Below are 14,921 nucleotides of genomic sequence, written 5' to 3' on the forward strand. Positions count from 1 at the left end.
CATCAGACCATTCTTTACAGCATTATTGAAGTGGAATTACCTTATCAAACATGGATTTATTTTTTTCTATCTCACTTGGGGATGCAACAACTACATAATTGCTGTTTCCATTTATCTTCTCCATATAATCTGCATAGGTACTAATATCCGCAAGGGATGTGTCCTTAATCTCATTTAACACATTCAGACGATCCTGTAAGCTGATACCAAGATAATAGCTCTGTAATGCAACCATTGCGTCTGTAATCTCATTGGAGCTTGGGCTGGCTGCTGCATAGGCCGTCATCTTATAGCTTTCTAAGGCATCCTCCGTCATAAATGATTGAGTATTCAGTAAAAACTCGTCCGTGCCACCGATAACTGCTAAAGAATTCACGTAATTACTGTCCCTATAGGTATAGGTAACATAATTATCATTTTCTGCAAAGGCTGTTACTCCGTAAGCGCCTCCCTTTAACCGAATTTCCGGTGTAAGCATAAGATTGTTGAGTATACTGGTTATTACATTAATCTTAGCACTGGTTGGTACACCATTTTCCGACATAGAGGAATTGGAAATAACGTACTGAACAGTTGAGTTATTGGTTAATGCCTCTCTCTTAGACGGTACCGGAAGGTTATGTGTCACCTTCTCGTACTTCTCATCCGGCAGCTTGCTTGTAAAATCAGGCATTGCATCCTGGAATGCTGCCTGAGCATTACTTCCTCCGACAAACAGAACATCCAAGTTATTTTTCGTAAATGCTTTCGTACGTACTTCGCTTAATTTCTTTACTACCTCATCCGGATTTGAAGCCAGATTCTTTTCTAATTTCTGAATGAAATTATAGTAATCCAATCCATTCAGATAGTTATAATATCTATAGGTTTGGCTTGTATATGCTAAAGCACGATATGCAGCCAAAGACAACGGTTCAGCAAACATATATTGATAGTACGATTTTAAATTCGAAATAGTTCTCGAACCATAGGTTGTGATATTTTCGATATCCGAATTTAATAAAATATCAGATACTAAATCAAAGGTATCCTTATATTCATTTTTAAAGCCATAGTAGCTGAAAGTAATGACCGGATATGCTTTGGTATCCTTGTCATCCTCCATTATTGCTCCAACTGATGGCAAGCCACTATAAAGCTTTTCGGTAGATTCGCTTAAAATCTGGCCTTCTGTTCTGTTTTTGGTAGCCATACCATAACTTAGCATATCGGAGTAGAACTTCAAATATAGCAACTCTTCCATGGTCAGATGACTCAAATTAAAGTTCATCCTGATTGCACTAACGGACGGAATGTCTGCCATTGCGGTAACAAGCTTCACTCCGCCAACAGTAGTTTCCTTAATTTCACGCTCCTTAATCTCAGAGGTAATATCCTTTAATGATACTGCTCTTAAGGATTTAAGAATATCATCCGGTGTTTCCTGATTGTTCCATGTATTAAAATCTTCCGTTTTCTTCACTAGAGCCTTTATTTCCTTCTTAGACATGGACGCCTTCATTTTTGCAAGGCTCTCTTCCAATGCTTTTTGGTTTTTCTCTAAAAGACCTGGCTTTGCTTCTGTAACAGTCAATGCAGCAAAGTTGTTTTTAACCAAGTATTTATCAACTGTTTTTTCAAGAACCTTCTTATCAAGCTTAGATACAATCTTTTCATAGTAGCTACTATAGTCGATCTGAGAGTCTCCAAAGATATCATCATACAAACATGCCTGTATTATTGCATTTACTGCACTGCCTTCTGTACTTCCTAACGCTTGTTCAAATTCCATGGTACGTAGGGAGGACCTTACCAGATCTGTATCGAAGCCCTTCTTCACAACTGCCTTTAATTCCTTAACTATTATATTATAGAACTCTTTTTTCTTTGAGGCATCTGCATTCTGTGCAATAAAATGTATTGTAGGCTGATAGGTTGTCGTATCAATTCCAATACTATAGGATTCTGCTATCTTACTATCCATTAAAGCCTTTTTTAATTCTGAGTTATCAAGATTGAGTAGGGAGATAGCAATATTAAGGCCTACATAATCCTCAAAGCCCATTTTCTTGCTATCGCTACATGCAAAAACCAAATCAATTACGGCCTTATTGCTATCGGTACCTTTTGCTGCCGGGAAGCTATACGTCTTCTCCGCTAACTTCTTAAATGCCTTTTGTGTACCACGATCTGCTTTATAATTCTTCTTGTTATAGGAAGATAAATAATCCTTATCGATCATTTTTAAGAATGCTTTATACTCTAAATCTCCATAAAGAACGATTAGACAGTTCGATGGGTGATAGTTCTTCTTATATGTTTTAAGTACTTCCTCATAGGTTAATGTACGGATTGCATCGGGATCTCCTCCAGAGATGTTACCCTGATGTGAATCAGGGAATATGGCTTTTGACGCATTACTGACAGCAGCACTTTCAATGCTTCCCAAGCTTCCCTGCATTTCATTGTATACAATACCGTTATAGATCAGATCAGAAGACTCATCCTTTAATTCAAGACGCAAGCCTTCTCTCTCAAAAATTCTTTTATCCGATAAAAGTAACGGATTAAATACACTGTCCAGATAAATATCAGCTGATTTCAGTAGCTGCTCTTCGCTTTTCGAGCATATGGGATATACCGTCATATTTTTATAGGTAAAAGCATTTACAAAGGAATTATATGTAGTGTTTGACACATCAAATAAAATGTTCTTGCTGGGATATTTCTTGCTTCCTCCTAATACGGAGTGCTCTATGATATGATTAATCCCCTTATCATTTTCAGCAATCGTATTAAATTTAATTGCAAATCCCCGGTTAATATCATTATTTTGAATTACAAGTAATTTCGCACCGGTTTTCTCATGTTCAAATAAAATCTCGGTTGAACTGGTCGGCGCATCATAATCAATATTCTTCACCGTAAAACCTGAGATCTTATCTCCTTTTTTTACATTTTCTTTTGCTAAGGCTGACCGGGATGACCCTAACACTACTGATAAACACAGAAACACTGCTACCAGTATTAAATAGACTCTTTTCTTCATGCTTAACCTTCTTTCTTTTTCATAATATTGCTGTCAATAACAGCGAAACCGCTGCAAGCAGATAGAGTTTAGGAACCCTTACAGTAGTTCGTCTGTATTATTTTACCAACGCAAAAATAATAAAACAAGTACTGTTACTAAATTCTAATTAAACCTTAAGAATCATTATAAAATCTGCCAAATAAAAGCAGAAAATGACAGGATTCCAATGATGTATCAAGCTATAATATAGCTACAATAACCCTGCCGCTGCTATCAGCTATATCATACGCTTCATTGGCAGCAATAAAAGAAAGGATGTAGTTCAAATGCAAAACGTTAAAACCGCTTATTATGAAATCGAAGGATCGCATTATGAAATCGGACGTAAGATAGCACAGTTAACAGGAAAGGATCTTCGTGCTGCTCCTCCGGAGCATTTTAATGAAGAAGAAATTGAGAAAGCACTCGCACTCTATGATCAACACTGCCCTGGGATTAAGGAGGAGTTAATCGGCTTCTGTGATGAAGTGGGTATGCCTCTTCGTGAAAATGCCTTCACATGGATGAGCCATTTGGTTCCAAGATGTTCCGGACTCGCTCTACTTCCACCTCATACAGAGAATGGACATATCTTACTGGGACGTAACTACGAATTCAGCATAGAAGATGAAGACTTTCATGTATACCGGATTGCACCCACCGGAAAATATGCTCATATTGGTGGTTCCCTTATAGAGTTTGGACGTTCAGAGGGAATTAACGAATGCGGATTAGCAGTATCTTTATCCTCTTGTGGTTTTCCTGTAAGCAACATCCCCGGTATGCGCGAGCCAGCAATTCAGGGTCTGCACTTCTGGATTGTCTTACGAAGTCTGCTTGACAACTGTAAAAATATTAAAGAAGCTTTGAATAAGCTTCAGGAAATACCGATTGCATATAACATGAATCTGCTTCTTGCCGATCGGGAGCAGAACATCGCTCTGGTGGAAACTATGGATGGTGAGATGGCTATTCAAAAGGGTGGAAACCTGGGCGACTCAACCTTTTTATGCGCTACTAATCATATTGCCATTGATTCCTTTAAGAACAGGGAAAGCTTTGCGATGCGTAACTCCCTGGTTCGTTATGAAACCATAAAGAAATATGTAGAGCATACTAAAAGCATTACGGAACAGGGACTTAAGAAGTTTCTTCTCACCAAGTATCCGGAAGGCATGACCGTATGGTATTATAAGGACTGGTTCGGTACGGTTAAGTCCGTCGTAATGGATGTTAACGAAGGAAAATATTCCATTTGCTGGGGTGGCCGTGAAGAGAATGGCTGGGATGATTACTACGTTGATAAGAAAATTGGAAATTGCGAGAAGGAAATAACCGTAATCAATGAGCCCGGGAACAAGGAGTTCTTCGAAGTAGTTCCTTTCTAGTGGATACATACTCCGAAGCAAACCATAGCGGAAGGAGCGGGTTTGCGCAGGAATATGTATTTGCAGTATACACAAATAAGATATCTGCAGAGTTTCGCAATTGCCTAATAACAGACATGAAAAGAGATTACCGGCTATCATCATACCTTTCCGGTAATCTCATCTTTTAATACTTTATTCCGTGTCTTGTCATATATTTCTATTCTGTTATAATGTGATTGAATGAGTGTAATCAAATAGAAATGCATTGTAAAGGAGCTTAATGATATGGAATGGGTATATGCATTAAATGAAGCCATTGAATATATTGAAAAAAACCTTTTATCCGAGATTACCTGTGACTCTGTGGCTTCTCATATTCATATTTCTTCCTTTCATTTTCAGCGATCCTTTACATTACTAACAGGACTGACGGTAGGCGAGTACATTCGCAATCGACGACTTTCACTAGCTGGGCAGGAATTATTGGACAGTAATAATAAAATTGTTGATGTTGCCTTAAGATACGGTTACGATACTCCAGAAAGCTTTACCAAAGCCTTTAAGCGTTTCCATGGCATCTCTCCCATACAGGCCAAAAAATCAGGTGCTAAGCTCAAATCATTCAATCGCCTTTATCTTAAACTCACAGTGCAAGGTGGCAGCACCATAGATTACAGTATAGTAAAAAAGCCTTCCTTTAAAGTGGTTGTAACCTCTCGTAAATTTATTGGCGAGAATTATGGCATAGAAATTCCTCTCTATTGGAAGGAGTATCAGGAAGCAGGACTATTGGAAAAGGTATGTGGTGAATTCGGCATCCGTATTTTTTCGGCGGAATGTAATCAAGAATTCGAATACTGTATCGGATGTCGTACAGAATTAGCAAATGAGATGCCGCCGGGTTTCCGTCGGGTGATAATACCTGCCTATACATGGGCAGTGTTTCGGTGCATCGGTCCCATGCCCCATGCAATACAAGATATGTGGAATCGCATCTATACCGAATGGCTCCCACAGGCCAAATATGAGTTTCTTAATACTCACGATATAGAATGTTATACGGACGGTGATACATCTTCCGATACATATGAAAGTGAAATCTGGATCCCTGTTCAAATAAAAAGAAAGCGGTAAGTACTTTCTTCCCATTATTGGGAACCGGTATCCCGAAGACAGCTGATTGCCCTTTTGAACATCGCAAGTTCCATATCACAATCATTTTCCTTCAGGATATGATAAGTAATATTCATTTCATCACCCAAGGTAGCAACTCCAACCACTCTTTTTACATAGGACATAATCGGTGGTATAAAAAGAAAATTCTCCAACCTATATCTTCCGTATTGATTGGGAATATCAAGTCTTGTTAAATTGGTTATCCCAAAGTCCTTAGAATTGCCGGAGTATTGCATCAGCTCGGCAAATCTCCCCGAAATCTTATTGTGATAGTCACCATACAGTTTCATATAAGCAGAATCAATTAATGTCCCATCCATAGCGGCTATAAATTGCAGTATAAAATGCTTATGATAATCATTCGAGATCTTCTTACGTATTCGACTCTGTACTTCTCGGGCATTTTCTTCAAATGATTTATTTTCAGCATAACCATAGTTAATGCTGATTCCCGTGGTCTGATTCCCCATATTCCTATTCTGATCTTCCCTGATATCAACTGCAACTCCAATATCCGCATTCTTTTGATAGGCATATAAAAATGCGGTGGCAATAAAGCTGTTAATAGTTACACCAGCCTGTTTTGCATGCTGATGCAGCTTATTCAGCTCATCCTTATCAAAGTGCTCCAGATATATAATGGAGCTCCTTTGATTCCAATATTGTGTGAACATCCTCTGATAATCAGTAAATTGAAATACTCTTGCATTCTGTAACCATTTCCTGTGATAGCTCATCGTCAGCAGTCTTACATACCACGGAAGCTTACTTTTTGCTGGAAGCTCTTGGGGATAAATCAATCTTAACGGCTTATATTCCAACACTTCTCCGTTCAGCCCGCGCATGATATCTTCTATAAAGTAAACAATCGATTTTCCATCACCCGCAAGATGATGTGCAATAACCAGAAGTCTTATAATTCTTCCCACATGAAGCAAAAAGACACGAATCAGCTCGCCCTCCCAGATTCGAAATGGTATTTTCTCCTGCTCTTTTTGAATCTCCTGCCAGGGTTTATCTGATACATAGACGGTATTTTCCCGAGTAAAGCTTTTCTCATACCAGGCTTTACCCGAGGTATCAAGTATAATCCTGGAGTGTAATGCCTCGTTTACCTCAAATGCTTTTTTCACAGATTCGATCAGAATCTCATCAGATGTCAGGCCGATAATATCAGCAACCATAACAATATTAATATTAGGTTCAAATAAATCCGCTCGTTCCGTTATGATATCGTTAGACAATAGAAACCCCTCCATCTACACAGATAAACTGGCCCTGTACATATTTCGATGCATCACTGGAAAGATAAAGGATGGTTCCATTCACCTCCCCCTGCTCACCTGCTCTTCCTGCAGGTACAATCGCATTGTACATCTTCTTGAATACAAAGGATTTTGCCATCTCAGTGGTCATCTCAGTAATAAAAAAACCTGGCCCTACCGCATTCACAGTAATATTATATTTTGCATAAGCAGCAGCCATACCTGTTGTTAGCCCTACAACTGCTGCCTTCGAGGAATTATAGGGTATTCGTATCAGCTTGTCATATTTATCAGCGATTATCGCGTTTACTGACGAGATGTTCACTATCTTTCCATAATTATTTTTAACCATTACCGGTAATATGTATTTGCTCATGAGAAAGTACCCACGAACATTGATATCAAAGCTCTTATCCCAGTCTTCAATCGTAACGTCCTCGACCCCTCCCCGTACAGCAATTCCTGCACAATTCAATAGTATATCAATCTTCGGGTATTCGGAGAGTACTACTTCTACCGCATGTTTTATACTTTCTTCACTGGACACATCACAGGGAACTGCCAGTGCTTTTCTTCCTAATTCCTCGACTTTTCTTTTTACTACCTCTAGTTTTTCCATTCTCCTTGCCAGAATAGCCACATCCGCTCCCGCTTCTGCATAAGCGATTGCCGCGTCAGCTCCTATTCCCGAGGACGCACCCGTTACTACAGCAACTTTTCCTGATAAATCAAATAAATTCATAAAAGCCTCCATCCCTAAAAATTCTATACCATTTATTTTAGTAAAACTCTATCCAAATCTTCTGCATTAATCATCTCATACTCCTTGGTAAATAGCTTTTTCAAAGCGTATAAATATACCACACCCCAATAATAATCCACCAGTTTCATAACACTTCCTTGCACGATACTTCCTTCCTTCTGACCCTGTTCTACTATTTTCGCAAGAAGCTTAAATACCTCACTTTGGTAGGATGCTTCTGCTGACACATTCTCACCAGATCCATAGGTTTGCTGAGTGCCAAGTGTAATCATCTCTGCAAATCCCGGCTCCTCCTGTAGGCTTCTTAAGACTTCCTCGGATAACTTCCGTATCTTCATTTTTGCCGGGATAGGGAGCTTAGCGAGACGCTTCAACTGATTGAGATCCTGATGGTTAATCACCTTATTAATCTCAATAAATAAATCTTCCTTCGATTCGAAATAGTTATATATGGTGCCCTGGGCGATTCCGATCGCTTTGGATAATTCACTGATTTTTGTCCCTGCAAAACCATTTCTTGAAAAGTAAAGGATGGATTCTCGAATAATTTTCTGCTTTGTTGCCTCTCTAATTTCTTCGCACTGTTCTTTTGATTTTGGCATGTTGATAACTCTCCCTTTTTCAATGAATAATTTTTCATTCATTGATGACACTATAACACGGTTACCATATATATGCAATAAGTATTTATATAAACTTCATCATCATAGAAAAAAGAAACATCATTTTATCTTGTATGATGTATTTAGTAACAAATACATCAATACTCTCCTTTCTTTTCAACTTTGTTATAATCAATAGTAACACTGTGGACTTTTTATTTTATCCTATAGCTTTGACTATTTTTAGGAGTGTATTGCCACAGTTTTATCTGAATCATTTATAGTTGGATAAGTCAATACGATTTAATCGTTAGAACTTTTATGTCACGCAAGTCTATGATGATAAAACTCGGTGGACAAACACAGTGATTATTTACTAAGGAGTTGATCTTATGATTTACGTTGGCATTGATATTGCCAAGCAAACACACTATGCAGCCATTATTAATTCAGATGGTGAAGTCCTTGTTAAACCATTTGCCTTTTCAAATGACCATAGTGGATTTCAAAAACTACTGAAACATTTAGATTCCTATTCTAAAGAAGAGCTTTATATTGGTATGGAATCTACTGCCCATTATGCAGAAAATCTTACCAGCTTCCTTTTCACAAGGGGATTTCAGGTTTGTATAATCAATCCTATTCAAACTTCCTCTCTTAGGAAATCAAATATCCGTAAAACCAAGACGGACTCGGTGGATACTTATCTCATTATCAAAGCTTTAACTTTAAACCACTATCATTTATATTCGGAACGCGATTACAATTCCTTGCAATTAAAAAACCTATGTCGCTTCCGTCAAAAACTTATGAAGGCTAGGACAAAGGTTAAAATTCAACTTGTGACTTATGTGGATTTGTTATTCCCGGAACTCCAGTATTTCTTTAAATCTGGTATTCACGGAAAAGCTTGTTATACTCTATTAAAAGAGCAACCAAATCCCGACAGAATTGCGAAAATGCATCTCACAAGGTTAACTAACCTTTTATCAAAGTCCTCTCGCGGACACTTTAAACAGTCTAAAGCTGTACATTTAAAAGAGCTTGCATCGCAATCTGTCGGTATTAAAAATGATACCCTATCTTTGCAGATTTTGCAATCGATAAAACAGATTGAAATGTACACAGAACAGCTTGCCGAAGTAGATCAATCCATTCATGAAATCATGGATAAGATGGATTCTGTTATTAAGACTATCCCTGGTGTTGGAGCAATAAACGGTGCCATGATTATTGGAGAAATCGGTGATATATCACGTTTTGATAAACCATGCCAACTGCTCGCCTATGCAGGGCTAGATCCATCGGTATATCAATCAGGAAATTTCACTGCCGCTAGAACACGAATGTCCAAACGAGGTTCCAAACTACTTCGATATGCACTAATAAATGCAGCATGGCAAACCACCTTGGTAAATAAAACTTTCAAGGAATATTATGATTTAAAAGTCTCTCAAGGTCGTCGTCACTACAATGCTCTTGGCCATGTAGCTCATAAATTAGTCCGTGTTATACATAAGATGATGAACTCTAACGTTGAATTCAATTTAGCTTAGCCTTACCTATCAACTATATTTAATTTTCAGAAAGCACCTTTATGATGCTTTATTTGTTATGCACTTTATTATAATAAATAAGCTTAAGAAAATTTCTCTTTTACTATTGACTTTTCATAGTTGGTCTCCAAAGAATAAAATCATGTTTCTTTCCTTATGCTGGCTGTATCAGTGATCGATTATCTGACTTTCAAGTTTCCAGCCGGTATCTCTTATTTCTATGGGGAAACCTTGATTACTACTTCATTAATCTAAGAATACTCTTACTGTTTCTTTGATAAAGGAATCTGTTTCATTGAGCCATGGACTATGTCCGGAATGTTCAAACCAAATCAATTCTTTCTTAGAAGCCTCTAATCTGTCGTAATAATCTTCCGCAATAGAAATCGGCGCATTGATATCATGTCTTCCAAGGAAAAAGTAGACAGGAACATCCACCCTCACATATTGATCTCGCAAATCCATCTCATACAATTGAGGATAGACCGCATTGAATGTGTTCATGATACCAAGTAAATAATTAACGGAGTCCATCATACCATATTCAGAAGAAAACATGTCTCTAAAGGTATTATAACCGCCATTGGTGATATTAGGATCGGTTCCCATATAAGCTGACAGATAATTGAGATAGGTGGCAGATTGCATCGCTATATTGCCACTATAGTAAAGGGGTTCTCCTTGCTTTTTAAGCTTATCTATGGTCTTTTGATCCTTACGTTCTGATGCAATTTCCAAGGCCTTATTGTAATCCATTCGTTCCGTTTCTTCAAAGTCTACCATCTGCCCCGTACCAATGAATCCAGCATAATACTCCGGTTTTTTACTAATGAGGAATATTCCAAGCGCACTTCCCCAGGACTCACCCATTAAATAAATTTTACTCTGCCCAAACTGTTCCAGTAAATATTCTGTTAGTGCTACACCATCATTTATATAGGTTTGTACAGTGATGTCGCTGCGTTTCATACAACGATAGGATTTACCACTTCCGGGCTGATCCCAGTTAACTACAACAAAATGCTCCTCCAAAGCCGCTAGCTCATGTCTGGTAGCAGCCATTTGGGTGCCTCCTGGACCACCTGCTAAAAACAAAAGAACGGGTGCCGTTTTATCCTTGCCACGTATACTAATCCACTCTTTATGTCCATTCACAGTTAACTTTCTTAGTTCTGCGATACTTCCTTCTAACACTTTCCCATCGTTTCCTTTGATTTTCGGTGTATATACCGCGAGTTGTGAGATCCAGGTTACAATGAAAATTAAAATAAGTACAACTAGAAACGCAATTCCACTTTTCTTTAATGCCTGTATTCTTAAGAAGCTATCCCGATGCTGTAAGCAGCTTACCCCACATCTAATACCATTCACAAACACTACAACAAGTGATAGTACAAAACATACAATCATAATAAGCATAATAATTATTTTACTCATCTTTATCCTCCAGTTTTTGACCAGTGGTCAACTTTTCACAATTATGGTAACATATATTTAAACGCTGGTCAACTTTTATTTTATATGCTATTTTATATATATTAAGATGATGCCTATAGCCAATTCATACAGCGGATACTGTGTTTCCACACTAATATATGATATTATGGCAGAATAGAGGATTACTATGAACAAAAAGGAATTAATACTGAATACAATGCAAGAATTGTTTAAGGAAGGTACCGCCGGTACCGCTTCTGTTAGCGACATTGCCAAGAGAGCCGGAATAGCCAAGGGCGGACTATATTACTATTTTCGTTCCAAAGAGGAAGTATTGGATGCATTGGTAGAAAGAGAATACGAGAATATTATTCAGAACTGTAATCATATTATAGATCAAAGCAACGGGAATGCTCTGGAGAAGTTTGCTCTTCTAATGCAAACCTATAAAAGTTCCTATGTGGATCCATCACTGGATGCTTATCTTCACATGCCTCAAAACGCAGGAATTCATCAGAAATCCCTGGCTAAAATATTACTGTCACTATCAAAAATTATCTCACATATTATTGAGCAGGGTATTAATGAAGGCATTTTTCGTTGTGAATATCCGCTAGAGTATGCCGAGTTTATTCTGTCCGTATTTACTTTTTTATTGGATCCCGGCATATTCACTTGGACATCTGAGCAATCCTTTATGAAAATGAAAGCTCTGGCTGATACACTTGAAAAGGGATTGTCTGCTCCTTCTGGCAGCTTTTCATTTCTATATATGCATATGTAGTATCGATCGTATCCTACCTTATCACACCGGCCAAATTGGTAGAAGTTGAATAGGAAACTGCATAAATTAGTTATCAAGATTCATTATTATGCTTGAAGAATCATTTTCACTAGTTTTTGATATACGCGTAATGGTAGGATTTTTCTGATTATAACAAGCTCCTTCATTTTACCTGTAATATATCTCATCCGTTTCTTTCCGTCAGTAGCTGCCTTATATATGGTTTTTGCGACGAACTTGGGATCTGATCCACTATTTCCATTCTTAATCAGATTACCGATTACCCGTTTAGAATAATCTTGATACTCCGTTATATCATCCTTTGTCGTAACAATCATTGATCTTCCACAGAACTCTGTTTTTATCGTTCCCGGCTCAATCAGCTTTACTCTAATATGAAACGGCTCCAGCTCATATTGCAGAGATTCAGAAAATCCCTCTACTGCAAATTTCGTTGTATTATAAAGTGATTGTAATGGGATGGAGAGCTTTCCTGCTATGGAGGACAGGTTTATAATAATGCCTGATTTCTGCTTTCGAAAATAGGGAATGACTGCTTTCGTAACTTCAATTAATCCCAGTAAGTTAGTATCAATCTGCCGTCTTATTTGCTCGCTGGATGACTCCTCCAATGATCCCACCGTATAGTATCCGGCGTTATTTATGAGCACATCAATCATTCCAAATTCTTTGATAGTAGCTTCTACTGCATTATGTATACTTTCCACTTCTGTTACGTCACATCTTAATATCCTAACATTGGGGTACGTATTGAGTTCCTTTTCTAATTCCGGTTTACGCATGGTAGCAACTACATTCCATCCCTTTTTTTGAAACAGCTTCGCAGTTTCTTTTCCAATGCCGGAGGATGCACCTGTTATAAATACTGTTTTCATAATAATTCACTCCTTATCCTTGTGCTTTGAATTCCCTTCGATTATAATTAATATGTATTAATCCAACAAGTACGCACAATAATGTAAGGTACTATCAAAAAGGAGAGTAATTTATCTGTAAGAAGGAGAGGCCTATTATGGAGAAATCATATTTGACCCAGAACGATACGGAAGAATGTATTTATGAATTACTCGGTGCTGATAAAATCTACGAAAGCTTTGCCATGATATCGGGAAAGTGGAAACTTAAGCTCCTATATATCATTGGATATCATGAAGTAATTCGATACGGTGAGATCAAACGACAAGCAGCTCCCATTACCCATAAAATGCTTAGTACACAATTGAAGGAGCTAGAAAGAGATCAATTAATCATAAGAAAGGAGTATGCCCAAATACCTCCGAAGGTTGAATATTCCCTAAGCGAACGAGGTCTTGGCCTACTCCCTATGTTTAACGAGTTATTTCAGTGGATAGTAAAATATAACGTCTAGGCGCATCACTTTATCCATTGAATAAACGCAGTTTTATCATTTCTGTTATATCCGGCACGTTCATAGAATCTTAATGTGCTTTCTAATTTTGAACCTGTTAACAGCATCATTTTATAGCAATTTTCTTTCTTTGCTATTTCCTTTGCATAATCTAAGCAGGCAGTGGCCAATCCCCTGTTTCGGAAGCTTGGATCGGTTATGACATTTTCAATCAGTGCATATGGTCGTTGATTCTGCGTCAGGTTTGGAACAATGACACATACGCAGGAGGAAACAATTTGTCCATCCTCTTCTGCTACGATAATATGATGATTTTTATCGCTTAGTATATAATTCCACAGACTTTTCAAATCTTCGGTTTTTTCCGGCATAGTGTTGTTATGTAACTGTGTGTATAATTTTAATAATCCTTCTAAGTCTTGTTCCAGGACTTCTCTAATCATATATCCTCACTTCTTTCTATTAATATTTTACTTATTCACTTATTTCTTCAAAAATTCAAATCCGGTATTAATAATAGATTCCATACCTTTTGATCCTGGCATATGTCCACTTCTCTCAACCTTTATACAACTCAGATTTCGATTGCCTGCATTCTCTACAAATCGTGAAATCATCTGGGTAGACGTTACTATATCCGTATCACCCTGTAGAATAAGATATGGGATTTCTATTCCTTTTAATGTATCTGAAAGATCCATGTTCATTACTTCATATAATAGAGATGTATTTTTCAAATATCCATTTGCAAATATTGCTATAAAATCCTTCAAGGAATAATCCGGACTAGTTAATATTCCTCGTATAATTGCTCCTATAGGAGATTTTTCCGTGTCCTTCGCTTGGTATCCTTCGGTATATTTACCAATCCATCTCATCACCATTCTCAGTTCTTTCAAGGTACGTTCCGATGATTGTTTTAATGCGGTCAATCTTTTTTTATTCTTAAGTGGCATACTTGAATTTTTCAGGACCTCGAACACTTCATCATTAAATGTAAGTTGCTTCAATACTTGTCCGTAAACCATCACTTTATGCAATAGCTTTGGTTCTGCCTCCGCTACTTTAGCAGCCAGAATGCTTCCCCAGGATACAGCGAAAATATTAACCGTACATGCCTTGAAATCATTCCTAATATTCTTTATCAAATCAATTGTCATCTTGACAAATGATTCTACCGTAAATGTATCGTCTATTTTATGATTATTAATTCCACATCCCAACTGGTCCCAGTAAACCATGGTTACTTTCCCAGTCAGCTCCGGAAACATTCCCCGGCACCCTTCACAAAAAGGTATCGGCGCACCTGGTCCACCATGAAGGAAAATGACAATCGGATTCGTTTTTTTCTTTCCTTCAATAAGTACCTTCTGAGAATATCCTCCTAAGGTATAGGTTTTCAATTCCGATACTTCATTTGAGGATATAATTGCCTTCCGTATTTTATTCATACATACTCTCCATAAGTGTTTTTATTCATTATACTATTATTGTTAAAAATTTGCCAAGTTTTTTGTACTATTTTCCAT

The 14,921-nt window shown here is 37.6% G+C and carries 13 protein-coding genes; 5 read left to right on the forward strand and 8 right to left on the reverse strand.

Annotation, left to right across the window (positions count from 1 at the left end; genetic code table 11):
- Nucleotides 1-22 precede the first annotated feature (22 nt).
- The gene (locus tag H0486_RS15215) at nt 23-3,028 is read right to left on the reverse strand and encodes an insulinase family protein (protein ID WP_228353806.1); all 3,006 of its coding nucleotides are present in this window, start codon (nt 3,026-3,028) and stop codon (nt 23-25) included.
- A gap of 308 nt (nt 3,029-3,336) precedes the next feature.
- Between H0486_RS15215 and H0486_RS15220 the strand changes: the two genes are divergently transcribed.
- Together H0486_RS15220 and H0486_RS15225 are read left to right on the forward strand one after the other, a co-directional pair.
- Nucleotides 3,337-4,437 (forward strand): C45 family autoproteolytic acyltransferase/hydolase, encoded by a 1,101-nt coding sequence (locus H0486_RS15220; protein ID WP_228353807.1) that lies wholly within the window; start codon nt 3,337-3,339, stop codon nt 4,435-4,437.
- A 267-nt stretch (nt 4,438-4,704) separates the two neighbouring features.
- A complete protein-coding gene (locus H0486_RS15225) occupies nt 4,705-5,553 on the forward strand; it encodes an AraC family transcriptional regulator (RefSeq protein WP_228353808.1) in 849 nt (282 codons plus the stop codon).
- Nucleotides 5,554-5,567: 14 nt separating this feature from the next.
- On the opposite strand, the gene H0486_RS15230 is transcribed toward H0486_RS15225, so the two are convergent.
- From H0486_RS15230 to H0486_RS15240, 3 genes are read right to left on the reverse strand one after another with little or no spacing between them, the layout of a single operon-like run.
- On the reverse strand, nt 5,568-6,839 hold the full coding sequence (locus H0486_RS15230) for a condensation domain-containing protein (protein WP_228353809.1): 1,272 nt from the start codon (nt 6,837-6,839) through the stop codon (nt 5,568-5,570).
- Entirely contained in the window at nt 6,832-7,602 is a 771-nt protein-coding gene (locus H0486_RS15235) for an SDR family NAD(P)-dependent oxidoreductase (RefSeq protein ID WP_228353810.1), read from the reverse strand. The genes H0486_RS15230 and H0486_RS15235 overlap by 8 nt, the downstream gene beginning before the upstream one ends.
- Nucleotides 7,603-7,634: 32 nt before the next feature.
- Nucleotides 7,635-8,225, reverse strand: coding sequence for a TetR/AcrR family transcriptional regulator (locus tag H0486_RS15240; protein ID WP_228353811.1), 591 nt, complete (start codon nt 8,223-8,225; stop codon nt 7,635-7,637).
- A gap of 392 nt (nt 8,226-8,617) precedes the next feature.
- Between H0486_RS15240 and H0486_RS15245 the strand changes: the two genes are divergently transcribed.
- Nucleotides 8,618-9,781, forward strand: coding sequence for an IS110 family RNA-guided transposase (locus H0486_RS15245; protein WP_228353812.1), 1,164 nt, complete (start codon nt 8,618-8,620; stop codon nt 9,779-9,781).
- 246 nt (nt 9,782-10,027) lie between these two features.
- Here the strand turns inward: H0486_RS15245 and H0486_RS15250 are convergent, their stop codons facing one another.
- Nucleotides 10,028-11,218 carry an alpha/beta fold hydrolase gene (locus tag H0486_RS15250; RefSeq protein WP_228353813.1) on the reverse strand — a complete coding sequence of 397 codons (1,191 nt, stop codon included), beginning with the start codon at nt 11,216-11,218 and terminating at the stop codon, nt 10,028-10,030.
- A 187-nt stretch (nt 11,219-11,405) separates the two neighbouring features.
- Here H0486_RS15250 and H0486_RS15255 point away from each other — a divergent pair, with 187 nt between their 5' ends.
- Nucleotides 11,406-12,002, forward strand: a complete 597-nt coding sequence (locus tag H0486_RS15255; protein WP_228353814.1) for a TetR/AcrR family transcriptional regulator — start codon at nt 11,406-11,408, stop codon at nt 12,000-12,002.
- Nucleotides 12,003-12,088: 86 nt separating this feature from the next.
- Here the strand turns inward: H0486_RS15255 and H0486_RS15260 are convergent, their stop codons facing one another.
- A complete protein-coding gene (locus H0486_RS15260; protein WP_228353815.1) occupies nt 12,089-12,898 on the reverse strand; it encodes an SDR family oxidoreductase in 810 nt (269 codons plus the stop codon).
- A 137-nt stretch (nt 12,899-13,035) separates the two neighbouring features.
- On the opposite strand from H0486_RS15260, the gene H0486_RS15265 reads away from it, so the two are divergent.
- Nucleotides 13,036-13,392 carry a winged helix-turn-helix transcriptional regulator gene (locus tag H0486_RS15265; protein ID WP_228353816.1) on the forward strand — a complete coding sequence of 119 codons (357 nt, stop codon included), beginning with the start codon at nt 13,036-13,038 and terminating at the stop codon, nt 13,390-13,392.
- A gap of 5 nt (nt 13,393-13,397) precedes the next feature.
- Here the strand turns inward: H0486_RS15265 and H0486_RS15270 are convergent, their stop codons facing one another.
- Together H0486_RS15270 and H0486_RS15275 are read right to left on the reverse strand one after the other, a co-directional pair.
- Nucleotides 13,398-13,835, reverse strand: coding sequence for a GNAT family N-acetyltransferase (locus H0486_RS15270; protein ID WP_228353817.1), 438 nt, complete (start codon nt 13,833-13,835; stop codon nt 13,398-13,400).
- A gap of 39 nt (nt 13,836-13,874) precedes the next feature.
- Entirely contained in the window at nt 13,875-14,843 is a 969-nt protein-coding gene (locus H0486_RS15275) for an alpha/beta fold hydrolase (RefSeq protein ID WP_228353818.1), read from the reverse strand.
- Nucleotides 14,844-14,921 lie beyond the last annotated feature (78 nt).

This window comes from Variimorphobacter saccharofermentans, assembly GCF_014174405.1.
Taxonomy (GTDB): domain Bacteria; phylum Bacillota; class Clostridia; order Lachnospirales; family Lachnospiraceae; genus Mobilitalea; species Mobilitalea saccharofermentans.